General features: G+C 71.3%; 22 protein-coding genes, 3 tRNA genes and 1 pseudogene. 10 read left to right on the forward strand and 16 right to left on the reverse strand.

Annotation, left to right across the window (positions count from 1 at the left end):
* Positions 1 to 68: 68 nt before the first annotated feature.
* Positions 69 to 497, reverse strand: coding sequence for an organic hydroperoxide resistance protein (locus GXP76_RS13905; protein WP_147872929.1), 429 nt, complete (start codon positions 495 to 497; stop codon positions 69 to 71).
* An 80-nt stretch (positions 498 to 577) separates the two neighbouring features.
* On the reverse strand, positions 578 to 1597 hold the full coding sequence (locus GXP76_RS13910) for an NADP-dependent oxidoreductase (RefSeq protein ID WP_242571827.1): 1020 nt from the start codon (positions 1595 to 1597) through the stop codon (positions 578 to 580).
* A gap of 151 nt (positions 1598 to 1748) precedes the next feature.
* Between GXP76_RS13910 and GXP76_RS13915 the strand changes: the two genes are divergently transcribed.
* Complete coding sequence (locus tag GXP76_RS13915) at positions 1749 to 2186, forward strand: MarR family winged helix-turn-helix transcriptional regulator (RefSeq protein WP_242571828.1); 438 nt, start codon at positions 1749 to 1751, stop codon at positions 2184 to 2186.
* Positions 2187 to 2201: 15 nt separating this feature from the next.
* On the opposite strand, the gene GXP76_RS13920 is transcribed toward GXP76_RS13915, so the two are convergent.
* Complete coding sequence (locus tag GXP76_RS13920; protein ID WP_242571829.1) at positions 2202 to 2948, reverse strand: hypothetical protein; 747 nt, start codon at positions 2946 to 2948, stop codon at positions 2202 to 2204.
* Between the two features lie 121 nt (positions 2949 to 3069).
* Here GXP76_RS13920 and GXP76_RS13925 point away from each other — a divergent pair, with 121 nt between their 5' ends.
* The 3 genes from GXP76_RS13925 to GXP76_RS13935 all read left to right on the forward strand — a co-directional run bounded on the left by GXP76_RS13925 (position 3070) and on the right by GXP76_RS13935 (position 6556).
* A complete protein-coding gene (locus GXP76_RS13925) occupies positions 3070 to 3663 on the forward strand; it encodes a hypothetical protein (RefSeq protein WP_242571830.1) in 594 nt (197 codons plus the stop codon).
* 184 nt (positions 3664 to 3847) lie between these two features.
* Positions 3848 to 4891 carry a rod shape-determining protein gene (locus GXP76_RS13930; protein WP_242571831.1) on the forward strand — a complete coding sequence of 348 codons (1044 nt, stop codon included), beginning with the start codon at positions 3848 to 3850 and terminating at the stop codon, positions 4889 to 4891.
* Between the two features lie 198 nt (positions 4892 to 5089).
* On the forward strand, positions 5090 to 6556 hold the full coding sequence (locus GXP76_RS13935; RefSeq protein ID WP_242571855.1) for a GAF domain-containing protein: 1467 nt from the start codon (positions 5090 to 5092) through the stop codon (positions 6554 to 6556).
* A gap of 121 nt (positions 6557 to 6677) precedes the next feature.
* Here the strand turns inward: GXP76_RS13935 and GXP76_RS13940 are convergent, their stop codons facing one another.
* Complete coding sequence (locus GXP76_RS13940) at positions 6678 to 8867, reverse strand: ThuA domain-containing protein (protein WP_242571832.1); 2190 nt, start codon at positions 8865 to 8867, stop codon at positions 6678 to 6680.
* Complete coding sequence (locus GXP76_RS13945) at positions 8864 to 11353, reverse strand: PQQ-dependent sugar dehydrogenase (protein WP_242571833.1); 2490 nt, start codon at positions 11351 to 11353, stop codon at positions 8864 to 8866. The genes GXP76_RS13940 and GXP76_RS13945 overlap by 4 nt, the downstream gene beginning before the upstream one ends.
* A 699-nt stretch (positions 11354 to 12052) precedes the next feature.
* Here GXP76_RS13945 and GXP76_RS13950 point away from each other — a divergent pair.
* A complete protein-coding gene (locus tag GXP76_RS13950) occupies positions 12053 to 13198 on the forward strand; it encodes a class I SAM-dependent methyltransferase (protein ID WP_242571834.1) in 1146 nt (381 codons plus the stop codon).
* A 71-nt stretch (positions 13199 to 13269) separates the two neighbouring features.
* Here the strand turns inward: GXP76_RS13950 and GXP76_RS13955 are convergent, their stop codons facing one another.
* The 5 genes from GXP76_RS13955 to GXP76_RS13975 form a co-directional block, all read right to left on the reverse strand.
* Positions 13270 to 14103, reverse strand: a complete 834-nt coding sequence (locus tag GXP76_RS13955) for a hypothetical protein (protein WP_242571835.1) — start codon at positions 14101 to 14103, stop codon at positions 13270 to 13272.
* Positions 14104 to 14185: 82 nt separating this feature from the next.
* Positions 14186 to 16165: an ABC transporter permease gene (locus GXP76_RS13960; RefSeq protein ID WP_242571836.1), complete on the reverse strand. Its 1980-nt coding sequence runs from the start codon at positions 16163 to 16165 to the stop codon at positions 14186 to 14188.
* A 114-nt stretch (positions 16166 to 16279) separates the two neighbouring features.
* A complete protein-coding gene (gene modA / locus GXP76_RS13965; RefSeq protein WP_242571837.1) occupies positions 16280 to 17098 on the reverse strand; it encodes a molybdate ABC transporter substrate-binding protein in 819 nt (272 codons plus the stop codon).
* A gap of 44 nt (positions 17099 to 17142) precedes the next feature.
* On the reverse strand, positions 17143 to 17538 hold the full coding sequence (locus GXP76_RS13970) for a molybdopterin-binding protein (protein ID WP_242571838.1): 396 nt from the start codon (positions 17536 to 17538) through the stop codon (positions 17143 to 17145).
* A gap of 118 nt (positions 17539 to 17656) precedes the next feature.
* A complete protein-coding gene (locus tag GXP76_RS13975; protein ID WP_242571839.1) occupies positions 17657 to 18160 on the reverse strand; it encodes a molybdopterin-dependent oxidoreductase in 504 nt (167 codons plus the stop codon).
* A 191-nt stretch (positions 18161 to 18351) separates the two neighbouring features.
* Here GXP76_RS13975 and GXP76_RS13980 point away from each other — a divergent pair.
* Positions 18352 to 18831, forward strand: a pseudogene (locus GXP76_RS13980) (GNAT family N-acetyltransferase); the annotation flags it as partial.
* Positions 18832 to 18904: 73 nt separating this feature from the next.
* On the opposite strand, the gene GXP76_RS13985 reads toward GXP76_RS13980, so the two are convergent.
* The 3 genes from GXP76_RS13985 to GXP76_RS13995 form a co-directional block, all read right to left on the reverse strand.
* On the reverse strand, positions 18905 to 19690 hold the full coding sequence (locus GXP76_RS13985) for an alpha/beta fold hydrolase (RefSeq protein WP_242571840.1): 786 nt from the start codon (positions 19688 to 19690) through the stop codon (positions 18905 to 18907).
* A 144-nt stretch (positions 19691 to 19834) separates the two neighbouring features.
* Positions 19835 to 20797, reverse strand: a complete 963-nt coding sequence (locus GXP76_RS13990; protein ID WP_242571841.1) for a pirin family protein — start codon at positions 20795 to 20797, stop codon at positions 19835 to 19837.
* Between the two features lie 136 nt (positions 20798 to 20933).
* A complete protein-coding gene (locus GXP76_RS13995; protein WP_242571842.1) occupies positions 20934 to 21239 on the reverse strand; it encodes a GNAT family N-acetyltransferase in 306 nt (101 codons plus the stop codon).
* Positions 21240 to 21421: 182 nt separating this feature from the next.
* Between GXP76_RS13995 and GXP76_RS14000 the strand changes: the two genes are divergently transcribed.
* The 4 genes from GXP76_RS14000 to GXP76_RS14015 all read left to right on the forward strand — a co-directional run bounded on the left by GXP76_RS14000 (position 21422) and on the right by GXP76_RS14015 (position 23652).
* Positions 21422 to 21889, forward strand: a complete 468-nt coding sequence (locus GXP76_RS14000; protein WP_242571843.1) for a MarR family winged helix-turn-helix transcriptional regulator — start codon at positions 21422 to 21424, stop codon at positions 21887 to 21889.
* Positions 21890 to 22230: 341 nt separating this feature from the next.
* Positions 22231 to 22887 (forward strand): hydrolase, encoded by a 657-nt coding sequence (locus tag GXP76_RS14005; RefSeq protein ID WP_242571844.1) that lies wholly within the window; start codon positions 22231 to 22233, stop codon positions 22885 to 22887.
* Positions 22888 to 23015: 128 nt separating this feature from the next.
* Complete coding sequence (locus GXP76_RS14010; protein WP_242571845.1) at positions 23016 to 23318, forward strand: GNAT family N-acetyltransferase; 303 nt, start codon at positions 23016 to 23018, stop codon at positions 23316 to 23318.
* A 28-nt stretch (positions 23319 to 23346) separates the two neighbouring features.
* The gene (locus GXP76_RS14015; protein WP_242571846.1) at positions 23347 to 23652 is read left to right on the forward strand and encodes a (4Fe-4S)-binding protein; all 306 of its coding nucleotides are present in this window, start codon (positions 23347 to 23349) and stop codon (positions 23650 to 23652) included.
* 445 nt (positions 23653 to 24097) lie between these two features.
* Here the strand turns inward: GXP76_RS14015 and GXP76_RS14020 are convergent.
* From GXP76_RS14020 to GXP76_RS14030, 3 genes are all read right to left on the reverse strand, one after another.
* Positions 24098 to 24171 (reverse strand) — tRNA-Ile (locus tag GXP76_RS14020).
* 245 nt (positions 24172 to 24416) lie between these two features.
* A tRNA-Asn gene (locus tag GXP76_RS14025) sits at positions 24417 to 24489 on the reverse strand.
* A 5-nt stretch (positions 24490 to 24494) separates the two neighbouring features.
* Positions 24495 to 24567, reverse strand: a tRNA-Asn gene (locus tag GXP76_RS14030).
* Between the last annotated feature and the right edge of the window lie 145 nt (positions 24568 to 24712).

Consider the following 24712-nt stretch of genomic DNA (forward strand, 5'->3'; position numbering starts at 1 on the left):
GCCTTCCGTACGTACGGGGCGTCCGTGCTGCCCGGCGTTACCGGTCAGACGGTCAGTGAGTCAGTCGCTCAGACGACGGACAGCTCGACCTTGATGTTGCCGCGCGTGGCGTTGGAGTACGGGCACACCTGGTGCGCCTTCTCCAGCAGGTCCTTCGCGGTGGCGGCGTCCACGTTCGGGATGGACGCCTCCAGCTCGACCTCGAGTCCGAAGCCGCCGGCCTCGGACTTGCCGATGCTGACCCTGGCGGTCACGGTCGAACCGGATATGTCCGCCTTCTCCTTGCGGGCGACGACGCCGAGCGCGCCCTGGAAGCAGGCGCTGTAACCGGCGGCGAAGAGCTGCTCGGGGTTCGTACCGGCGCCGCTGCCACCCATCGACTTGGGCGGGTTGACGACGACGTCGAGCTGGCCGTCGTCCGTGGAGACGCGGCCGTCACGGCCGTTCTCCGCGGTGGCGACAGCGGTGTAGAGGGTGTCGATCTTCTGGATGGTCATTCGGGGGTGTCCTTCTTCTTGTACGCCGCGGCTCGCGCCCACGGACCACGACGGCCTCGCACGAGCCTAACGGGTGGGCGTCAGTTGAGGGTGACGATCATCTTTCCGGTGTTCTCGCCGCGCAGCAGACCGAGGAAGGCGTCGAAGCCGCTGCCGATGCCTTCCACCGAGGTCTCCCGGTACTTCAGCTCGCCGGAGGCCAGCCAGCCGGCCACGTCCTTGACGAACCGCGGCTGGAGGGCCTGGTGATCGCCGACGAGCATGCCGTGCAGGCGCAGCCGCTTGCCGATGACCTGGGCGAGGTTGCGCGGGGCGGGGGCGGCCTCGGTGCTGTTGTACTGCGAGATCATTCCGCAGATGGTGGCGCGGCCGTGCAGGTTGAACGAGGAGATCGCGGCTTCCAGGTGCTCGCCGCCGACGTTGTCGAAGTAGACGTCGATGCCGTCCGGCGCGGCCTTCTTGAGCTGTTCCTTGACCGATCCGCCGGTCTTGTAGTTGAAGGCGGCGTCGAAGCCGTACTCCTCCACGAGGAGTTTGACCTTGTCGTCGGATCCGGCCGAGCCGATGACCCTGGACGCGCCCTTGATCCGGGCGAGTTGGCCGACCTGGCTGCCGACGGCGCCCGCGGCGCCGGAGACGAACACGGCGTCGCCCTCCTTGAAGGAGGCGACCTCGAAGAGTCCGGCGTAGGCGGTGAGGCCCGGCATGCCGAGGACGCCGAGGTAGGCGCTGAGCGGTGCGAGCGAGGCGTCGACCTTGACCGCGTACCGGGCGGGCACGTGCGCGTACTCCCGCCAGCCGAGCCCGTGCAGCACATGGTCACCGACCGCGAACCCGTCCGCGTTCGAGGCGACGACCTCGCCGACGGCCCCGCCGTCCATGGGGTGGTCGAGCTTGAACGGCGGCGTGTACGACTTCACGTCGTTCATCCGGCCGCGCATGTACGGGTCGACCGAGAAGTGCTTGTTGCGGACGAGGATCCTGCCTTCGCCCGGCTCGGTCACCGGGACCTCGCGCAGGGCGACGTCCTCGGCCTTCGGCCAGCCGTGCGGGCGGGCCACGAGATGCCATTCGCGGCCGGACGCGGGAAGAGCGGTCATGGGTGCGATGTCTCCTCGGGTTGCGGGTGCTCGGGTACGGGGGTGGTCAGGGGCTGAGGTGCTCAGGTTCCACGGAAGAAAGCTTCACTACCTGAAACAACCATGCCCCTAGATATTTCATGTTGTCAAGTAAAGGGGTATCCTGGCACCCATGGCCACTGAGCACTCGGACCCCTTGACCCTCGAAGTCGTCGGACTCATCGGCACGGTCGTGGCCCGCTACTACGAGGAGTACGACCACGCCGCCGCTGAGCACTCGCTCACCGGTGCGCAGGCACGCGTGCTGGGGCTGCTGTCCATCCAGCCCATGCCCATGCGCCGGATCGCGCGGAAGCTGAAGTGCGAGCCGTCGAATGTCACGGGGATCGTGGACCGGCTGGAGTCACGCGGTCTGGTGGAGCGCCGCCCGGACCCCTCGGACCGGCGGGTGAAGCTCGCGGCGCCCACCGAGAAGGGGCGCGAGACCGCGCGGCAGCTCCGGGACGGGCTGAACTTCGCGCGTGAACCGCTCGCGGACCTGTCCGTGGACGAACGGACGGTGCTGCGGGATCTGCTGCGGCGGATGCTGGGGGACGACGCCGGCGACTGAGCGCCGCGCCCGGCCTCAGAAGCAGAAGACAATCAGGACGCAGTCGTCGTCTTCCGTCGGCGTCGGGGTCGGGGTGGGGTCGGGCGCCGGAGGCGGCGGCTGATTCGGCTGCCCCGGGGTGCTCGGACCACCCGTCGGGCTGGTGGAGTCCGTGGGACCGGGCGAATCACTGGGATTCGGCCCGTCGCTCGCCCCGGCCGAGTCCGACGGCGCCGGGGACCCCTCGTCCGCCGGCCCGGATCCCTTGCCCGTGCCTGTCGCCGAGGGGTCCGGCGAACCGTTTCCGCCGGGTCGGGCCGAGCCCGTGGAGCCGGAGGGAGTGCCTACCACCGGACCGGGATCCTTGGGTTCCTTCGGGTCCGACGGGGGTGGCCCCCCGTCGAGCTCGATGGCCCTGTCCTCCTGTACGGAGGTGGCGTCACCGTCGCCGCCGGACTCCAGCGCCAGCTCGGCCAGGCTCAGCGCGCCGACCGCCAGGACGAGACCCATCACAGTGAGCAGGACGACTCGGCCCTTGCGCCGGTGGGCACCGCGCTCGGCGCGCATCTCGCGGCGCTCGCGCCGGGTCACCTTCCGCTTGCGGGAGCCGCGCTGACGGCGCGGGCCCGGGGCGGACTCCTGACCGTGTTCACGCGTGGCGAGGACCACCTCCGCCTCGTACGGAACGGGGTCGTGGAGCCGTAGCTCCTCGGCGGGCGTACCGCACCCCGCGCACGCCAGGGCGCCGTTGAGGTGCCGCCGACAGTGATGGCAGTAGTCCATGGCGCCCTGAAGATAATCCGACCGGCGCCGGTGCGGGCACCCGCGAAGTGAAGATCCTGTGTGGAATCGGCCCTTCCACCAATCCGCCGCCCGGCCTGCCCCGAAGGGGCACGATGTCGCTATGAATGCCACGACATCGGCCGGAGCCGGTGGAACCTCCCGGCCTTTCGGACCACGCGACTTCCAGCTCGTACTGCTGCGCCGGATGGCCGACCACCAGCCCGGTCTGGTCGAGGACGCCCGGCGTGAACTGGGCGCCTCGCTGGGCGAGATGAGGGAGGCCAACCGGCGCTGGCAGGCCATGGTCCGCTCCCCCCGCGCCCGGGGCGCGCTGTCGCGCTACCGCTCGGTGCTGGGCGCGCCGGAGGCGACGTTCCCCCGGCAGGTCGGCGATCTGGCGTGCGAGGTGCTGCTGTGGCCCGTACCGCTCTGGCCCTCGCTGCGCTTCGAGGTGACGGCCGCGCCGGGCGGCGGTGTGTGGAACGAGTGGCTGGTGCGCGCGCCCGGCGAGCGGGGCCCCGAGCTGCGTTCGGCCGGCGATCTGCGCCCCTGGTCCTGCACGGTCGACGAGGTCGCCCGCGCGTTCGCGCCGGCCAGCCCGATGGAGGGGACGGCGCCGACCCGCTGGGGTCTCGCGTTCGACGTGCCGGGGACGGGACCGTGCGTCGCGGAGTTCACCTGGGGCCTGCTCCAGCGCTGGTCGCCGAGGCCCTGAGACCGGGCGGTGGGCGGGCGGCACGCACCTGGCGCGGCGTCAGGGCGGAGCCCGGCGCGGTGTCGGCGCCGTACCCCGACCGGCGCATCCCAGCGCGCGCGGAGCCCCTGCCGCGCCCACGATGCGAAGAGGACCGGCCGCCCGCCGGTGATACACCTCAGCGCTCCCGGGAGAAGAACCCGCCGTGACCGTCAGCCTTGAGCAGTTGCGCCGTTGCCATGTCGCCGTCGATCTCGGGGCCGCCAGGACCCGGGTCTTTGTGAAGGGAGCCGGGCTCGTCGTGGACGAGCCGAGCGTCGCCGCGGTCAACACCCGCAGCGGCGCGCTCATCGCCGTCGGCGCCCTGGCCGAACAGATGACGGGCCGTACGCCGGACTACATCCGCGTCACCCGCCCCGTGACCGGCGGCACCGTCGTGGACATCGACATGGCCCAGCGGATGCTGCGCCATCTCCTCGGCGAGAAGCTGCGCCGCCAGCTCCGCAGGAAGCCCCGGCTGCGGGCGGCGGCGTGCACCCCCCACGACAGCGACCCGCTGGCCCAGCGCGCGGCGATCGAGACGCTGGTGGGTCTCGGGGCCCGCCGGGTCGAGCTGGTCGACACGCTCATCGCCGCGGCCGTCGGCTGCGGGCTGCCCGTGGAGGAGCCGACCGCCACCATGATCATGGTGTGCGGGGCGGCGACCACCCAGGTCGCCGTGTTGTCGCTGGGGTCGATCGTGACGGCCCAGCGGGTCCCGGTCGGCGGCAACGCGATCGACCACGCGGTCATCCAGCACCTGCGCCACCAGCACGAGTTGATGCTGCCGAGCCAGTCCGTCCGGCCGCTCCAGCTCGCGCTGCGCGGCAACGGCATCACCCCCGACGGCCCCACCTCGACGGAGATCCACGGCCGTGACGTGGCGACGGGGCTCGCCCGGTCGGTCGTCGTGGACACCGCCGCCGTACGGCAGGCCATCCACACCCCGCTGACCGCCGTGCTCGACGGCATCGGCAAGGTGCTGCGCGACTGCCCGCCGGACCTGGTCGCCGATCTCGCCGACACCGGGATCATGATGGTCGGCGGCAGCGCGCTGCTGCCCGGTCTCGACCAGATGCTGCGTGACGCGACGGGCATGCCGGTGCACATCGCCGAGCGGCCCGACGTCTGCGCGATCCTCGGGCTCGGGGCGATGCTGGACGGGAAGATCCAGCCCCTGGTGCTCAATCCGCTGGCGCACGCCGAGTGACGTGACATGACGGCGGGCGGCGGCGGAGGGCCGGGCGAGAGCGAGCACGGACACGACGGCGAGGACGCGGAAGAGGACGAGGAAGAGGACGAGAACGACGGCGAGGACGGCCGGGACGGCGAGGACGCCGACGACCGGGACGGCGGCCCGGACGCGCCCGGCCACGGGCGCCCGGCAAAGAAGACCCCCCGGCTGCCCATGCTGCTCGATGCCGTCCTCAACGTCGGGACCGAGGGTGAGCTGGCCGCCACCCTCCAGCACGTCGTCGACAGCGCCGCCGACCTCACCGAAGCCCGCTACGGCGCACTCGCGCTCGCCGGCCCCGCCCACGGCCGGGGTCCCGACCGCGGCCGGAGCCGTATCGCCGAACTCTTCTCCGTCGGCCTCAGCGACGACGAGCGCCGCCGCATCACCCGGCTTCCCACCGGACACACCGGTCTGCTCGGCCACCCGGGCAGCTCCCTGAGCCTCGGCGTCCCCGTCCGGGTCCACAACGACGTACTCGGCCACCTCTGTCTCGCCCGCAAGCGGCACGGCCCCTTCACCGAGGAGGACCTGGCCCTGCTGCGGGTACTCGCCTCACAGGCCGGGATCGCCATCGGCAACGCGCGCCTGTACGGGACCGCCCGCCAGCGCGAGCGGTGGATCGAGGGCGCCGCCGCCGTCACGACCGCGCTGCTCAGCGGGGAGACCGCGGAGGACGCGCTGAACACGCTGGCGAAGTCGGCGCGGATCCTGGCCGGAGCCGCCGCCGGGGTGGTGCTCCTGCCCACCGACGAGGGCGGTATGGAGATCGTCGCCGCCTCGGCACTGGACGACCCCGGCGACATCGTCGGTACGAACATCGCGCCCGGCTCCCCCGTACTCGACCAACTCCTCAGCGGCGAACCGGTGTACATCGACGACTCGGCGACCGACCCCCGGATGACCACCCATGTCCGCAGCCGCTTCGGGCCCAGCATGATGCTGCCGCTCCAGAGCGGCGGCCGGCTGATCGGCACGCTCGCCCTCCCGCGCAAGCGCGGCGGACGCCCGTACACCGCCGTGGACCGGCTGCTGGCCACGCAGTTCGCCTCCCAGGCCGCGCTCGCGCTGGTCCTGGCGGACGCCCAGCACAACCGGGAGCGGCTGGCGGTCTTCGAGGACCGCGACCGGATCGCCCGTGACCTGCACGACCTGGTCGTACAGCGGCTGTTCGCCACCGAGATGATGCTGGAGTCGACCCGGCGGCGCGCGGGCGAGGGGGAGCTGTCCGATCTGCTCGGCCATGCCGTGGACGAGCTGGACTCCACGATCCAGGAGGTACGGACGACGATCTTCGCCCTCCAGCAGCCGCCCGCCGACGCGCCGACGAGTCTGCGCGGCAAGGTGCTGCGCGAGACGGCGGGCGCGGCGGCCCTGCTGGGATTCCAGCCGTCCGTGCACTTCACGGGGGCGGTGGACACCCTCGTGGAGGAGACACTGCACACCGGGCTGCTGGCCGCGCTGCGCGGCGCGCTGGCCGCCGCGCACCGGCGTGCGGGGGTGACGTCGATCGATGTGGAGGTCGACGCGACGGCCCGGCTGCCGGACGGCCGGGACGGGGTGCGGCTGGTGGTCTCGGACGACGGGGAGCGCGCGGAGGGCGAGGAGGAGACGCCGGTGACCTGGGAGACCGCGCGGTAGGCGGCACGAGGGGGGCTGGGGGCTGGGGCACAACAGAGGGCCCGGTACGGCGGTATCGCCGTACCGGGCCCGCTGCCTCATCGCCCGGGCCGGGGTGACCGCCACCCGGCACGGGCCGCTCTCACCGCAGCCTGGCCGCTCGCGCCGCCTCGAACTGGTTCACCCAGTGCCGTGTCCGGTCGAGATACGCCGTCTCGGCGTCGGCCCCGGTCCTCCCGTACGCGCCCGAGAAGGTCTGGTAGCCGTGACCGGCCGGCGGGGTGCTCGACGCGGGTTCGATCGAGCTTCCCTCGTGCCATTCGTTGAAGGAGGTGACGGACACCCAGGTGGGCGATCCGCCGATGGACGGGTCGAGCGCGTTGTTCCACTGCTTGTCGTACGCGGCGCCGTTGTCCCTGCCCAGGGTGGGCGTGGTGTTGCCGGGTACGGCGCGGTCGTCGATGTAGCCGGGCGCCACCGACGGCGCCCAGACCAGATCGTTGGCCCGCGCGTAGTCCCCGGCGTTCTTCCAGCCGGGAGCGGTGGCGCCGGCGATGCCGTCGTAGGTGTAGATGCCGTTGAAGTGCGCGATCTTCGAGGTGTCGGTGGTCTGGGCCAGGACGATGTTGTTCCCGGTCACCTGGTCCAGCGCCGACCAGTCGGCCACGTCGAGGCTCTGGAAGACGTAGAACGCGTTGCTGTTGTTTCGCTCCGCGTCCCTGAAGTACGCCGGGTGGTCGCCGTAGTTGTCGTTGATGTAGTTGATGTCGTCCACGGTCGACGCGCCGCTGCGGCCGCTGTACGGCTCCAGGTGCCAGGCGACCTTGATGCCGTGGCGCTGGGCCGCGTCCATCACGCCCTCGACCAGACCGTCCTCGTAACTGCCCCGGCCCCACCAGCTGTAGACCAGGACGTTGGCGCCCGACTGCTTGATCCACTCCATGTGCTGTTCGACCGCGCCGGTGAAGTCACCGGAGTCGTAGGCGCCGAGCTTCGGGTAGAGGTCGGCGCCGACGTCCTCGGGCGGGTTCTGGCCGCCCTGCTGCCAGTGCCGCCAGCCGCCGTTGATCTCGGGGTTGCCGTACCAGGGGTAGTAGAAGAGGTGCACGTTCGACGAGCCCTCGGCCCTGGGCTCCTCGGCGGCGCGGGACAGGGTGAAGCGGTCGATGTCGAACAGCGCGCCCGCTCCCCCGGTGAAGCGCAGGAACAGCGCGCCCGTCCCGGTGGCGGTCAGCGTCGTGGAGACCTCGGTGAAGGTCTCCCAGCCGCCGGTCGGCTCGATGTCGACGGACCCGAGGAGCGTGCCGCTGGCCGATCCCGAGCGGATCTCGACGGTGCCGCCCGCGCCCGCCGACGAGACGTCGGCGGTGAACTTCGTGGCGCCGGCCGTCCCGGCCTGGGAGTACCCGGCCCAGTCACCGTTCTCGATGTGGCCGAGGGTCTGGCCCCCGCTCGCCGAGCCGTGGTTCGCGCGCTCGACGCCCGAGCCCGAGGTGTACGCCTCGCCCTCGACGGTCGTGGGCTCCGTACCCGGGTCCTCGCCGCCGCCGGGTGAGCAGTCGGCGTCGACCGCGCCGGCCGCGTACCGGATGCCGCCGAGCAGGACCTGTCGGAAGGCGGGATCGGCGTACGACTCCCGGGTGTGGCCGAGTCCGGTGTAGAAGGACCGGCCCGCGGCCTGCTCGTCGCACCAGGTGATCGGGTGGTCGTCGCCCATCTCCCCACCGTTGTAGGTGGATTCGTCCAGGCTCTGCAGGACGCGCACGTTCTCGCGCGGATTGGTGCGGTAGTTGTACCACTCGTCGGTCCTGGTCCAGGTCGGGTCCAGGTGCGAGGTGGCGGGGTGGGTCCGGTCCTCGTTCTCGATCGTCGCCTGCTGGATCGCGGGGTGGCTCTTGAACCAGGCACCGACCAGACCCTCGTACTCGGGCCATCCGTACTCGGTGTCGGCCGCCGCGTGCACGCCGACGTAGCCGCCGCCCCCGTCGACGTACGACTTCAGCGCGGTCTGCTGCGCGCCGTCGAGCACGTCACCGGTGGTGCTGAGGAAGACGACCGCCTCGTAGTCCGCGAGGTTGGCCGTGGTGAAGGCACCGCTGTCCTCGGTGGCCGTGACGGTGAACTCGCCGGCCGCGCCGAGGTCCCGGATCGTCTCGATGCCGACCGGGATCGAGTCGTGCCGGAAGCCCGCCGTCTTGGAGAAGACGAGGACCTCGTACGGGTCGGCCGCGGCGTCGGCGGAAGCGCCGGTGGGCGCCAGGAAGGCGGCGCCGAGCGCGACGGCCAGTACGCAGGACACGTGCCGCATTCGCCGGGCGATGGAGTGTCTCATCGGCCCTCTCCCTTCCCGGACTTGGCCGCCGCACCCGTGGAGAAGGTGAAGGCGTCCAGGTCGAACAGGTTGCCCTGGCCCGTCGGACCCTTGAAGACGAGGAACAACTCCGTCGTCCCGCCGGGGGCGTTGGTGATGTCGGTCGTGACGTCCTCGAAGTTCTCCCAGCCGCCGGTCGGGGCGACCGCCACCGAGCCGAGCAGCGTGCCGGTCGCCGAACCCGCCCGTACTTCGAGCGTGCCGCCTGCGCCGCCGGACGCGACGCGCGCCGAGAGGCTGGTCGCGTTGTCCACCGCGTACGGCTTGAAGGAGACCCAGTCGCCGTTGTCGGTGAAACCGACCGTGGCACCGCCCTCGGCGTTGCCGTGGGCAGCGACCTCGATGCCGGACTGGGCGCCGAAGTGCTCGCCCTGCCGGTGCCGTGGCTGGAGGATGCTGTCGCTGTGCGTGGTCAGGCCGCCCTCGTCGGTGTACTCGGCGTCGAAGACCCCGTAGATGTTGGCGGCGGTGTCGTGCTCACCGTCGACGGGGACGTCGATGGTGCCGGTGCAGCCGTTCTCCGAGGTGATCTGGTGCCGGTGCTCGTCGTGGCCGAGCAGATATGTCACCTTGACCTTGGCGCAGTCGACGGTGCCGTCCTCGGGGTCGCTGACGGTCACGCTGAACGGGACGCTCTCACCCCAGGAGAACAGTTCTCCGTCGGTGGGTGTCGTCAGCGTGACGGTGGGCGCGGTGTTGCCGGCCGTCACCACGAGGCTGGCGGAGCCGGTCAGGCCCTCCGGGTCGGTGACCGTGAGGGTCGGCCGGTAGGTGCCCGCCTCGGTGTAGGTGTGGCTCGGGTCGGCGTCGGTGGACTTCGTACCGTCACCGAAGTCCCAGGCGTAACTGAGCGCTCCGCCCTCGGGGTCGGCGCTTCCCTCGGAGGAGAAGGAGACCGCGAGCGGTGTCGGTCCGGAGGTCTTGTCGGCGGCGGCCCTGGCGACCGGGCTGCGGTTGCTGCCGGCCAGGTACTCGACCCGGTACAGGGCCTGGTTGTTGGAGCCGGTGCCGTAGTCGAGGACGTACAGCGCGCCGTCCGGGCCGAACGCCTGGTCCATCACCTGGGTGCCGGTCCACGGGAAGTTCTCGATGACGCCGGGGGAACCGTCGGCCTTGACCTCGATGGCCTTGATCCACTTGCGGCCGTACTCGCCGGCGAAGAAGCGGCCGTCGAGGGATTCGGGGAACTTCACCGCGGAGTCGAGACCCGCGTCGTAGTTGTAGACCGGTCCGCCCATGGGCGATTCGGAGCCGCTGCCGAACTCGGGCGGGGAGCCCGCGTCACCGGAGTAGCGGATCCAGGCGGCCTCGGCCGGCGGGAGCTTGCTCTGTCCAGTGTTGTGGAGGGAGTTGTTGGTGGCGCCGCCCGCGCAGTCGTACTTGCCCGCGGAAGGGCCGTTCGGGAACGCCCACTCGCCGTACGTCTCCGTGGCGGAGTTGGAGCCGGTGCAGTACGGCCAGCCGAAGTTGCCGGCCTCGGTGATGCGGTTGAACTCGACCTGGCCGCTGGGGCCGCGGTCCGCGCTGGTGGAGCCGGAGTCGGGTCCGTAGTCGCCGAGGTAGACGATGCCGGTGGCCTTGTCGACGGACATCCGGAACGGGTTGCGGAAGCCCATCGCGTAGATCTCGGGACGCGTCCGCTCCGTACCCGGGGCGAAGAGGTTGCCGGACGGGACGGTGTAACCGCCGTCGGCGGTCGGCTTGATCCGCAGGACCTTGCCGCGCAGGTCGTTGGTGTTGCCCGAGGAGCGCTGGGCGTCGAACTGCGGGTTGCGGTCGGTGCGTTCGTCGATCGGCGAGTAACCGGCCGACTCGAAGGGGTTCGTGTCGTCGCCCGTGGTCAGGTAGAGGTTGCCCTGCGCGTCGAAGTCGATGTCACCGCCGACGTGGCAGCACTGGCCGCGGTCGTTGGGGACTTCGAGCACGACCTTCTCGCTCGCGGTGTCGAGGGTGCCGTCCGTCCTGAGCGTGAACCGGGAGAGGTTCAGATGCCCCTTCCACGGCTCGAAGTCGGCGGCGCCGCCCGTCACGGGGGCGTCGCCGCCCGGCGTGTTCAGCTTGGGCGAGTAGTACAGGTACAGATACCGGTTGGTCTCGAAGTCCGGGTCCGCCGCGACGCCTTGGAGACCTTCCTCGTCATGCGTGTAGACGTCGAGCTTGCCCGACGTCTTCGTGTTGCCGGCGGCGTCCGTGAGGCGGACCGTTCCGTCCCTCGCGGTGTGCACGACCGAGCGGTCGGGCAGGACGGCCAGCGACATGGCCTCGCCCAGTTCGGAACCACCGAGGGCGAGTTGTACCTGCTGGTAGTCCGATGCGGGGATCTCGGCGGCTTCGTGCCCGGGGTGACCGGGGTGCGCGACGGCCGCGGGAGCGGCGGTGAGCCCGGCGGAGAGTACGAGGGCGAGCGCCGCGAGGATTCTGGACCACGCTGGTGGGCGTCGTGACATGGAGTTCCCTTCCTGACCAGAGGTGGGGTGCGTCAGGCAAGGCGCGCGCCGTCGCGCTTTGCTGCTGTGCGGGAGGTGCGGGACTGGTGCGGGGGGTGATGCCGGGGTGGTGCGGAGATGACGCGATTCGGTACGCGGGGGGATGCCGTGCGTTCGACCGGGAGCCAAGTCCGCAGTCCGGGCGAGTTGCATGCTGGCAACGCCGAATTAATTTGTCAAGGTCGTGTCAAAATTGCCGTCGGCCGTTCCGGCGCAGGTCCGCGAGCGCGCGCGAGGGCCAACTCGCCCCGCGTAGACCGGCCTTGGCCTGCCGGTTCCCCTGCTCGATCTTGGCGTGCGAGGGACCGGCAACTGCCCACGTTTCGGGCAGTGTTGTGTGACTGAACAAATTCGCCGGGGTTACCGGAACTCCGCCGTCACGCGCCGCGGCGCCGAGCCGAGTTCGCCGGGCGGAGGGTTTGCCCGACAGGACGGGACTGTGCGACTCTCCGGTGCCATCTCTCCGAAAGGGCTGATCGTGACACTCGGCATGGTTCTCGGCGACATCTCCCCCCGCGCTTCGACGCGGGAGCGGTAGACGGCCACACCTGCCTCTCGATTCGCGCCCGTACCTGCGTAGTTCGCGGTACGGGCCGTTTCCCGTGCTCCTCGTCGAAGTGCTCTTCGTGCCCCCGCACGTTCGCTCACGAGGAGTATGTGATGCCCACGATCCGCTGGACCGACGGCGACCGCACCGCACGGACCTACGGCGCCGCCGACTGGCACTCCGAGAACGGGTCGCCTCCCCCGGCCCACGTCGTCGTCGCCGACGACCGGATGAAGGCCGACACCGCCTACCGACTGGCCCGCAAGGGCACCGCCCTGCTCTGGAGGGGCGACTTCCACAACGCGCGCCACCTGCTGTCGGCGATGAGCCGCCGCGTCGAACGCGAACCGGCCCGGCCGGTCGCGGACCCGGCCGAGGCGTTCCGTCTGCACCGCGGCGCACGCGCCCGTCGCGCCCGGGTGCTGGGCAAGCTGCTCGTGACGCTCGACGGCGACCACTCCCTCACGCTGCGCAGGGCTCCCGATGTCCGCCGGGCGTGCGCGGAGGCGTACGGTCCGGCGTCCGGCGTCCGCGTGGTCGCGCTCACCGAACTCCTGGGGGTGATCGGCGCGCGGCAGTGGCGCGCCAAAGGCGTGGAGGTGCCGGCGCTCGGAGCCCGCGTGCATCCGCACTACGGTGTGTTCTCGCCGGTCAGAGGGGAGTATGTCGACCTCGTCGCGCGGGCGCCGCTGGACGGCCCGTCGCCGGCGGCGAGCGGCAGGCGTACGGCCTTCGATCTCGGAACGGGCACCGGCGTACTCGCGGCCGTTCTGGCCCGGCGCGGATTCGACCGTGTCGTGGCCACCGACATCAGCCCCCGCGCCCTCGACTGCGCCGAGGACAACGCCCGCGCGCTGGGCCTCGCCGGGCGGATCGACGTCGTGGGCCCATGCCTGTACCCGGAGGGCCGCGCCGATCTGGTCGTCTGCAACCCACCGTGGATTCCGGCGCGGCCGACCTCCACCGTCGAGCAGGGTGTGTACGACCCGGGCAGCGGTATGCTCCGCGGTTTCCTGGCGGGGCTCGCAAGCCATCTCGAACCGGACGGTGAGGGCTGGCTCGTCCTGTCGGACCTGGCCGAACACCTCGGTCTGCGGACCCGGCACGAGTTGCTGTCGGACATCGCGGCGGCGGGCCTGCGCGTGGTGGACAGGACCGGTACGAAGCCGCGACATCCGCGGGCGGCCGACGCCACCGACCCGCTGCACGCGGCGCGCGCCGCGGAGACCACGTCGCTCTGGCGCCTGGAGCGCGCGTAGTCCCGTGGCTCACGATCCGGTGAACCGGCCCGGTCACCGGCCCGGTCACCGGGTCGGTTCACCGGGTCGGTTCAGCTCAGCAGCGCCCGCAGCGAGAGAACCGTCCGCGCGATGAACGCGTCGCGGGTCGGCTCGTCCAGCAGCCCCAGCGACAGGAACGGATTGAGGTCCTCCAGCTCCACGAGCAGCAGTTCCCCGTCCGGCGCGCGGCACGCGTCGACGCGCTGGATGCCGTGGTCGAGGGTGTTCCAGTCGATGAACTTCCGCGCGAAGTCCAGGTCCACGGCCTTGGCCTCGTACGGTACGAGCTCCCACCGCCGGTCCGGGTCGGGCGCGTGGAGCGCGTACTGGAAGTCGTGGTCGACGAAGTAGAACGAGACCTCGTAGCGGAAGGGGATGCGCGGCTGTACGAGAGTGTCCCGGAGGTCTCCGAGGCCGGACAGCCGCTCGCGCGGCACGAACCGCATGCCGATGGAGTCCGCCCCGTCCTTCGGCTTGACGACGTACTCGTCCGCGTCCGGCAGCCGGCCCAGGTCCTCCGTCCTGTCGACGGTCGGTATGACGGGCAGCCCCTCGGCGCTCAGCTCCACGAGATACTGCTTGCCCGCCATGTCGCCGCGCCCGCCGAGCGGGTTGTAGACGCGTACGCCGTCCGCCGCGGCCTGCTCGCGGAAGGCGTCGTAGACCTCCCGGTAGTGCAGCACGGGCCCGCTGTTGCGTACGACGACGGCGTCGAAGTCACCCATGAGCCGGGCCGCGTCGGCGGGATGACAGGTGGCGACGGTGAAGTCACGCCGCAGCCGGGAGGAGAGCAGGATGTCCTCGTCGCAGTAGCGGCGGCCCTTCGCCTCGTAGGCGAAATCGGTGACGTAGAGGATGCGCGGGGGCGGGGCGGCGGCGGGCATGGTGCTCCTGGGAGTGACGGGCGTGCCCGCAGATTACGTGGCGCTGATCCGGGGCCGGGAGGCCGGTACGGCGCTCCGCCCCTCACAGGGCCACCACCGTCGCCTCGGTCGCCTTCACGCTCGCCCAGACCGGCACCCCGTCGGCCAGTCCGAGTTCGACGGCCGCCCGCGGAGTGATCTCGGCCACCAGGTCCGGGGCCCGCTCCGAGGTGATCAGTACCCGCAGCCGGCTGCCGCTCGCGGTGATCTCGCGTACGGTGCCGGGCCAGACGTTACGGGGACTGCCGCTCGGCCGGTCGCGGTGTACGGACACGGCTTCCGGCGCGATGATCGCCAGCGCCGGGGTGCCGGGAGACAGCGGTTCGGCGGCGACCAGCAGACCGCCGCCGGTGAGCGCGAGGCCGTCGGCGGTCGCGGTGCCGGGCCACGCGTTCCTGCCGAGCATCCGGGCCACCCACGGCGAGCGGGGGTGGCGGGTGACATCGGCGGGCGGTGCGTCCTGGACGACCCGGCCCTCGTCCAGGACGAGGACCCGGTCCGCCAACGACACGGCCTCCACCGGGTCGTGAGTGACCATCAGACAGACACCGCTGAATCCTTCGAGATGGGTGCGCAGGGTGTGCCGTACCCGCGCGCGGGTCGTCTGGTCGAGCGCGGCCAGCGGCTCGTCGAGCAGCAGCAGCCGGGGGCTGGTCGCCAGCGCCCTTGCCAGCGCGACCCGTTGGGCCTGCCCGCCGGAGACCTGGGCGGGCCTGCGGTGTGCGAGGTGGCCCACGTCGAGGCGGTCGAGCCACAGTTGGGCGGTCCTGCGGGCCTCGGCGCGGGTGACACCCTGGGCGCGGAGCCCGTACGCGGTGTTGCTCAGGGCGCTCAGATGCGGGAAGAGCGCGCCGTCCTGCGGCACCCAGGCGACGCCCCTGCGGTGCGGCGGGAGCGCGGTGACGTCGAGGGCGCCGAGGCGCAGCCCGGCGTGGGCCCGGGTGGTCAGGCCGAGGAGAGCCCGCAGGAGAGTGGTCTTGCCGGCGCCGTTGGGGCCGACGACGGCGATGGTGGTGCCGGGTTCGGCGTCGAGCACGAGGCGGGTGAACCCGGTGACGTCGGCGTGCAGCGCCCAGCGCTCGTCGACGGTCGCCGTCTCCTTCACCGGGACCGGTGCGGCCTCTGATCCCGGCCCCGGTCCCGGTTCGGTGTCGTCGTCCGGTGAAGTGGGCCGGTTCCGGCGGCTGTCCGGGTCCCGCGTGGTGTCCCGCGGCGTACCGGTCCAGCGCCCGCGCAGCGCGATCAGCACGGCCATGGCGATGACGAGCAGCAGCAGCGAGACGGATGTGGCGGCCTCGGGCGAGTTCTGGAGCAGCAGATACACCTGGAGCGGCAGCGTCTGGGTGGTGCCGGGCAGATTGCCCGCGAAGGTGATGGTCGCGCCGAACTCGCCGAGCGCCCGCGCCCAGGTCAGCGCGGCCCCGGCGAGCAGCCCGGGGGCGACCATCGGCAGGGTGACGGTGGCGAACACCCGTACCGGCGAGGCGCCGAGGGACGCGGCGGTCTCCTCGTAACGGGGGCGCAGTCCGCCGAGCGCGCCTTCGAGGCTGATGACGAGGAACGGCATCGCGACGAACGTCGCCGCCACGACCGCGCCCGAGGTGTGGAAGGGCAGTGTGATGCCGAACGTGTCCTCCAGCCAGGGGCCGAGCAGCCCGCGCCGCCCGAAGGCGAGGAGCAGCGCGACGCCGCCGACGGTGGGCGGCAGCACCATCGGCAGCAGGACCAGGGACCGTACGAACGCCTTGCCGGGGAAGTCCACCCGCGCCAGCAGCCAGGCCAGCGGCACCCCGAGGACGAGGGAGAGCGCGAGGGCCCAGAAGGAGACGAGGAGCGACAGCTCCAGCGCCTCGACGACTCCGGGGCTGGTCAGATGGGTGCCGACCTCGCCCCAGGAGGTCCGGGCGAGGATCCCGGCGAGCGGCAGGAGCAGGAACGCCACGGCGAGGAGCGCGGGGACGGCGAGCGCGACGGGGGTACGGGTACGGCCCGGGGCCCGGCGGGGGAAGCTGAGGCGGCTCATCGGGCTCCTGCGATTCCTGGCGTCCGCCGCCCGGGGGAAGACGGCGCGTGACACACACGAGTTGACGGTCGGCGGAGGGTGGCGGTCCGTCAACTCGCGTGCGGTCCGGCGGGGTTACGGCTGCTGGAAGCCGGCGTCCTGGAGCAGCTTCTGCGCCTCGGGGCTGCTGAGCCATGCGACGAACGCGGCTGCCGCTTCGGCGTGTTCGGACGTCTTGAGCGTGGCGGCCGGGTACTGGGCGACGGCGTTCTGCGCGTCGGGGATCTCGATCGCGTCCACCTTGTCCGTGGCGGTGGCCGCGTCCGTCTTGTAGACGATCCCGGCGTCGGCCTCGCCGAGTTCGACCTTGCTGAGGACGGCGCGGACGTTCGGCTCCTGCGAGACCGGCTTGACGTCGATCTTCTGTGCGTCGAGGACCTGTTCGCTGTAGCGGCCGACGGGGACCTCGGGCGCCGCGAGGACGACCTTGAGCTTGGTGTCGGCGAGGTCCTCGAGGTTCTCGATCTTCTCCGGGTTGCCCTCGCCGGTGGCGATGACGAGGCGGTTCCTGGCGATGACGGTCGGCGTCCCGGTGTCGTCCTTCAGACCGTCCATGGTCTTGGTGTCGGCGGTGACCAACGCGTCGGCGGGGGCGCCCTGTTCGACCTGCGCGGCGAGTTCCTGGGAACCGGCGAAGGAGAACGTCACCTTCGTGCCCGGGTTCTCCTTCTCGTACGCGGCGCCCGCCGCCTCGAAGACGTCGGTGAGCGACGAGGCGGCGAGAACGGTCAGTTCGGCCTTGGGGGCGCCGGTGGCCGACTCGGTGGACTTGGCTCCGGCGTCGCTGTCGTCTCCGCTGTCACCGCCGCCGCACGCGGTCAGTGGCACGAGCAGGGCCGCGGTGAAGGCGGTGACGGCGGCGCGGCGTGCGGCGCTGCTGAGGGTGAAGGGCATGAGGGTCGGGACTCCTCGGAAGACTGGAAGGAAGGCGCTACGGGTCAGACTCGGTCGATGTGCACGTTGGTCGACTTCACGCGGGCGGTGGCCCGCATGCCGACCTCCAGGCCCAGTTCCTCGACGGCCTCCCTGGTCAGGAGCGAGACCAGCCGGTGCGGGCCGGCCTGGATCTCGACCTGGGCGGCCACGTCGCCGAGCTTGACGGCGGTGACGATGCCCGGGAAGGCGTTGCGGGCGGAGGTGTACGAGGCGTCCTCCTCACCGCTGCTGCCCTGGCCGACCTCGATCGAGAACGCGGCGAGGTCGCGGCCGTCGATGAGGCGTCGGCCGCCTTCGTCGCGATGGGTGGCGACGCGGCCGGCGTCGGCCCAGCGACGGGCTGTGTCGGTGCTGACGCCCAGCAGGCGTGCCGCCTGGCCGATTGTGTAGGACTGCATGCGCGGAAAGATAGGCCGCCGACCCTCGCATCTGCAAGGTTTGAGATCTTCATCCATGGCAGATGCGTGGTGTCTCGGAGGAATCCACGAGGACGGCGCCCCGGTGGGGGCGGACGGCTCACAGGGGAGCCGGTTCCGGGCCGGGGACGAGGCTCGCGCCGACCCACACGCTCGTGATCGCGCTGATGTAGCGCGCCCCGCACCGGTCGGTCGGCACGACGAGCTGACTGCCCGCCAGGTCCAGCGGCGTCCCGTCGAGCGTGGTGGCGAGGAGCGCGGGCACGGCACCGAAGTCGGGGTCTATCTCGCCCCAGGACAGCACCGTGTGGTGCCCGTCCCCGCCGGTGACGGCCAGCAGGAAGCGGGAGCGGTCCCTGCGGCGCCGTACGTCGAAGTCCGGCCGCGCGTCGGCCACGACCTCACGCAGCAGGGGCCCTTCGAACCTGTGGTGCCGTGGCCCGCTGCTCGCGCACTGGAAGACCACGTCGGCGCTGTGCTGCTCCCATCCCCGCCGGAGGTCGTCGACGGTCAGCGTGCCGGGCCGGCCCAGCTCACCGCGCAGGTCGAAGGATCCGGTGCGTACGGAAGGAGGGCCCCCGGGTGGCGTCTTGAGTCGGCCCATCGAAACTCCCCCTTCGAACGGCGCGCACAGACGACTGCCGCGGGGTGATTCCCGCCGGGCGGTCCGTGAAATCATATCTGCGGGCTTGAAGGCCGGATTTTCCTGGCTTCTGCGTGCGCATCGACGGGAATCGGCCGTGAATGCGTTGACGGCGGACGGTCCGGCCGGGGCGTCGCGGCAGACTGGTGGGCATGGTGTGTCTGCGGGTACTGACGACAAGCGACTGGCCTCTGTGGCGCGAGGCACGGTTCGCGGCGCTGACCGAGGCGCCGCACGCGTTCAAGTCCCGCCTCGGGGACTGGGACCGGGGCGGGGAGGAGCTCTGGCGGGCGCGGCTGGAGACTCCCGGCACGTACAACGTCGTCGCGTCGCTGGACGAGCGGACCGTCGGCATGGCGAGCGGCGTGCCCGGGGACGGCGGGGTGTGCGAGCTGAGGTCGGTGTGGGTCGGTCCCGACGCGCGGGGTCTCGGCGTCGCGGACCGGCTGATCGCCACGGTCGAGAGTTGGGCGCGGGAGTCGGACGCCACGACGCTGAAGCTCGCGGTGATCCCCGGCAACGAGCCGGCGGTCGCGCTGTACCGCCGTAACGGCTTCGTCCTCACCGACGAGCGAGGAGCCCTGCTGTCCGACGGCGTGACGACGGAGCAGGTGATGGCGAAGCCGCTCGGCCGGGCCGGGTCCGACAACGCGGCGAGGTGCCGTACCGGGCGCCGCGGGCCGGGCGGGACTTCGCCGACACCCCCTAGCGTGCGAGGAACGGGACGAGCGCCGCTGTGAGTTCACCGGGCGCGTCCAGTGCGACGAGGTGGGCCGCCGTGGGGAACTCGACCAGGGTGGCCCCCGGAATCCCGGCGGCGTAGCGGCGGGCGATGTCCTGGAAGTCGGCGTTGTCGAGCCCCCCGATGCCGACCAGCGTGGGGACGGCGATCGTGGCGATGTCGCCTGCCGCACCGTCTCGGGAATGCTCGTCGACGACGTCCTGGTTCATCAGCGCGGTCCGTACGGAGGCGCGGAGTCGCCCGGCCAGGGCCGGGTCGACGTCCTCCCATTCGCGGGCCGGGCCGCGGAGCCACATGTCCAGGTTCACCCGGACGGCGGCGTCGAGGTCGCCCGCCGCCAGGGCCGCCGTCTCGGCCTCGTCGTACGCGACCATCTCCGCCGACCAGTCGTACTCCGGCGACGGCGGGGCGAGCAGCGCCAGGGAACACACCCGCTCCGGGTGGGCGAGGGCGAACTCCACCGCCACCCGGCCGCCCCAGGATGCGCCGACGAGCCGGACGCGCTCGTGGCCGAGGTGGTCCAGCAGCAGCCGCAGATCGTCGGTCTCGCTGAACGGGCCCGCCGGGGGCGGGGAGTCGCCGAAGCCTCGCAGGTCGTATCGGACGACGGTGTGGCGCTCCGCGAGGCCGGGCACGACCGCGTCCCACATACGGTGGTCGGCGACGCCGGCGTGCACGAGGACGACGGGCGGGCCGTCCCCGGTGACGGTGTACGAGAGGTGGCCGCGTTCGTCGGTGAGTACGGGCATGCGCAGATGCTCGCAGGTCGCCACCGCGCGTGCCACGGAGAAAACGCCGACGCCGGGCAGGGCTCCGACCGGGCGGGCCGGAACGGGAATTCACCGCCGCCCGCGTCGGGACCCGCCGGGAACGGACGCCCCGCCGTGGCGCGGTCAGCGGGTACGGCCGCGCGGCTTGAGCGGGGTCGCCGGCAGTGCGGGGGCGGGCAACGGCGGGCCGTCGTAGCCGTGGACCGTGCCGAAGCGGTCACCCGACATCCAGTCCGCACGCCCCTCGGCGATCTCCTCCTGGGTTCGCCCGATGAGGTTCCACCACATGATGATCTTCTCCTCGAACGGCTCTCCCCCGATCAGCAGCAGCCCCGAGTCGGTGAGGGCGCGCAGCGGCAGCCCGGTGCGCCCGGATCCCAGATAGAGCATGGAGCCGGGGGCGAGGCGCACACCGTCGACCTCGGTGGCTCCGGACATCGTCAGCACGGCGTATTCGAAGTCCGGCTCCACCGGCAGCCGTACGTCCGCGCCTTCGGCGAGCGCGAGGTCCGCGCCGACCAGCGGCGTGTACGTCGTGCCCGGCGAAACGGCACCGTCCAGTCCGCCGAGGAGGACGGTGGCCGTCAGCCCCGGACCCGTGACGACCGGCAGGTCGGCGTGGTGCTCGAAGGCGGGCGCGGTGTGCCGGTGCGCGTCGGGCAGCGCGACCCACAACTGGGCGCCGTGCAGCAGCCGGGGGTGCGGCACCGGGCTCTGCTCGGCGTGCGCGATGGCCCGCCCCGACGTCATCAGACCGAGCTGGCGAGGCCGCAGGACCTGCACGCTGCCGACGCTGTCGCGGTGCAGGATCTCGCCCTCGTGCAGCCAGCTCACCGTCTGCAGGCCCATGTGCGGGTGAGGCGGTACCTGCATGCCGGGCTCGTCGGCGATGTCGTCGGGCCCGTAGTGGTCGACGAAGCACCAGGCGCCGACCATGCGCCGCCCCAGATTCGGCAGCAGTCTGCGCACGGCCGTGGCGCCCAGGCTTGCCTCACGGGGGTTCAGCAACTCCCTGACGGGCCGTCCTGGCACTTCAGCCCGGCCTCCGCACTCACGGAGGCCGGGCTGGAGGTCGAGGTCACTCATGACGACGGTGTCCCTTCTGTCGGAGCGGGCCGCGGTACGCAGTCGCCCCGTCCCGGCCGCGCGGGCGCGGACACGATGGGCAGTTCACCCCGTACCGCTCCGGCGACGGGGCCCGGCCGGCGCGACACGGCACGCCTCACAGCGCGAACCGGTCCCGCTGCCCCTGCGGCACCAGGTCGACGTATTCGGGGTGCTTGCCGATCCAGCCACGGATGAAAGGGCAGAAGGGAAGCACCCCGAGCCCTTGCTCCCCGGCCGCGCCGAGGGCCGCGCGGGCGAGTACGCCGCCGAGTCCCCGGCCCGCGAACCGCGGATCGATTTCCGTATGGATGAAGGCGATCTCGTCCCCGTACCGGTGGTACTCGGTGAAGCCGGCGAGTTCGCCGCCGTCGAAGACTTCGAAACGCGATCGGGCGGGGTTGTCCGCCACATGGGATTCCATCGTTCCCCCTCGGGATGGTCGCCGGGCCGTCGTCCCTCCGCACGGGAAGGGACCCCGGCGGCAAGACAAGCAGCAATATGGTTGACCAGTCAACCAGATGTCCCGAAGGTTCCCGGCACCGGCTGGAATCGGCCACGTCAGCGAGACGGATGAGCTGTCAACGCCTTCGCTACACTCCATCGATGAACGCGACGCCGCGCTGGCTGACCTCGGAGCAGAAGGTCGCCTGGGACAGTTTCATCCGCATGCAGGAGACGCTCATCGGACGACTCTCCCGCCTGATCCAGGCCGACTCCCACATGTCCGCCTCCGACTACATCGTGCTGGCGAGCCTCACCGAGAGAGGCGGCGGGCGAATGCGCTTCCTGGACCTGGCAAAGCTGGTGGAGTGGGAGAAGAGCCGCATGTCCCATCAGGTCCGGCGGATGACGACGCGCGGACTGGTGGCCAGGGAGGAATGCCCCGACGACGGACGCGGGGCGTTCATCGTCGCCACCCCGGCCGGCTACAAGGCGATCGAGGACGCCGCGCCGCTGCATGTCGAGCACGTCCGCCGACTGTTCATCGACGCCCTCACCCAGGAAGAACTCGACACGCTCGCCCGGATCTCGGACCGCGTCCTGGCGCACATGAAGAAGCAGTCCGACTGACCGACCGGAGTTCCGGCGAGTTCACGGGCAGTTGAAGCCCGCCCCACACCGGCCCGCGAGAGCGCAGACTTAGTTGATTCATCAACAGGCACCGTAGGGCAGCACCGACGGTCCGTCAATCTCCGGCAGCACGACACCTCCCCTCGCCCCGCCGGATCCACTCCCCCTCCCTCCGGCGATAGTTGACGCATCAACGGTCGGCACTTAGCGTAGATGACGCGTCAACCAAATGGTTCGGGGTAGGCGGGCGGTCGGCCCTTGGCCGGCTCGCCGCTGTCGGCATCGAGATTTCGGTGCGCCGCCTGACGCCCGTGGACGCGAAGCTCCAGCGAGGGGATCCCATGAGCACTCGGAACAAGGCCGGACTCGACGCGCTGCTGACGCCCGAGGAGAGCGTTCTCGTACTGATCGACCATCAGCCGTTCCAGGTCGCCAACCTGAACAGCCACGAACCGACGATGATCGTCAACAACGTCGTCGGACTCGCCAAGGCCGCCAAGGTGTTCGACGTCCCGACGATCCTGACAACCGTCCTGGAGGAACGCGGCGGCCTTCTTCTCCAGGGCCTGCAGGACGTGTTCCCGGAGCAGAAGCCGATCAACAGGACCTTCGTCAACACCTGGCAGGACGAGCGCGTCGTCGACGCCGTCAAGGCGACCGGACGCAAGAAGCTGATCATCGCCGGCCTCTGGACGGAGGTCTGCGTGGCCATGCCGGCGATACAGGCGGCGGGCGAGGGCTTCGACGTCTTCGTCGTCACCGACGCGTCGGGCGGGGCCTCGAAGGAGGCCCACGACATGGCCGTGCGGCGCATGGTCCAGGCGGGCGTGACCCCGATCACCTGGCTTGCCGTGATGTCCGAGTGGCAGCGCGACTGGGCCCGCGAGAAGACCGTACCGGGCATCGTCGAGGTCCTGGCGCAGCACGGCGGCGCCAGCGGTGTGGCCTACGCCTGGGAGACTCAGCTCCTGGCCACGCCCACCGCGAACGAGGCCTGACGACACCAGCCGGTCCGTTGCCGTACCGCAAAAGGGCAGGTCGAGGGCGCGACAGGAACAAGTTGATGCGTCAACCTGGTCGGGCTACGGTGGAGCGGGACTCACGCACAGGATTCGAAGGAGGACACATGACCGTGGAAGTGAGTGACGTTCCCGGAGCCAAGCGGTACGAGGCCCGGCTCGACGGAGAGGTGGCGGGCGTCGCGGAGTACATCCGTACGACTGAACTGGTCGCGTTCGTACACACCGAGGTCTCGCCGGAGTACGAGGGCCGAGGAGTCGGGGCGGCCCTGGTCCGCGCCTCCCTCGACGAGGCGCGCGCCGCGAACCTGCGGGTGCTGGCGACCTGCCCGTTCTACGCGGGATGGATCGCCCGGCACCCCGACTACCAGGACCTGCTGTACCAGTCCCGCAGCAGAGTCAGCGACTGAACAGCCGGACCGGGCACGGGAGGCCGGCATGAGCAGCGGAACCGGAACCGGGAAGAAGACGTACGAGGGCCGGGCGGTCACCGTGACCTTCGAGGCCGGGCGGTGCTTGCACGCCGCCGAATGCGTCCACGGCCTGCCGGAGGTCTTCGACACGGGCGAGCGCCCGTGGATCCGGCCCGACGGCGCCGAGCCCGAGCGCGTGGCCGAAGTGGTGCGCCGCTGCCCCTCGGGTGCGCTGCGGTACGCACTCCTGGACAGCGGGGCGGAGACCCCGAACCGGCCCACCCGGGTCAAGCGCAACCCACCGGAGAGCTCATCGGGCACGGCGAGTTGAGCCCGAGACGTTCTTCCTTGGTCGCGGCGCGCCCGGGAGCGGTCTCGGCGGCGTGAAGACCCCACAGACCACCGCCCGGTGGTCTGTGGGGTCACGGCTTCGTACGAGAACCGGCGCTTCGGGGCTCTTTCGCCTGACGGCCAACTGCGGCCGGACGGACACAAGTCCGCCGTCCGCGACCCCTCGGGCGCCGACGGGAACCCGGGCCCGTCGACGCGCGGAGCGTGCTCACTCAGCCCTCGGGACCGGCGCCACGTCGCCGCCGCGCTGATCCATGCGGGTGATGGTGGCCCACACACGGCCGAAGTGACGCCGCGGCACGGAACGATTCGGTTAGCGTCCGACAGGTACACCGGTCTGCCGCCCGAGGAGCGCCCCATCGTGGTCTCGACCACTTGGGGCGCCCGGACGCAGGTCGGAACGATTCCTCGAACGCCTGCCCACGTGGGGCGGGTGGGACTCGAACCCACGGCCGACGGATTATGAGTCCGCTGCTCTAACCGGCTGAGCTACCGCCCCTAACGGCGCGTCGCGCACATTTGTGCGCGCCGTCTGCCGCAGCATAGCCGCTCATACGATCTCCTGCCTCGGATGGTCGGCAACGCCTGACCTTGAGGACTTCCTCGGGCGTCGGCCGGTTCCAGGAGAAGCCCGAAGATCACCCGGAAGATGGGCGGCGACGCCCCGACGGACCGTCAGCGGCGTACAGGTGTCCGGTGGCGAACAAAAGAAAGAGGACCCCGAGGGGTCCTCTTCCGTGCTTGCTCTCCCGGCTGGACTCGAACCAGCAACCCTCCGGTTAACAGCCGAACGCTCTGCCAATTGAGCTACAGGAGATCGCGCTCCCCCGACTGGACTCGAACCAGTAACCTGCCGGTTAACAGCCGGCTGCTCTGCCAATTGAGCTACAGGGGATTGCTGCGTATGCACCGAACGCACCCACCCCGGGTCTCCCGGGCGGCGGACGTCCGCTGCGACACATACATTAGCGCAAGCAGGGGGGTGCTCCGCCAATCGGTATCCCGCCGGGTCACACTGGGTGATCTCGGACCTCGTGGGT

It is taken from the genome of Streptomyces sp. NP-1717, from assembly GCF_022695985.1.
Taxonomy (GTDB): Bacteria; Actinomycetota; Actinomycetes; order Streptomycetales; family Streptomycetaceae; genus Streptomyces.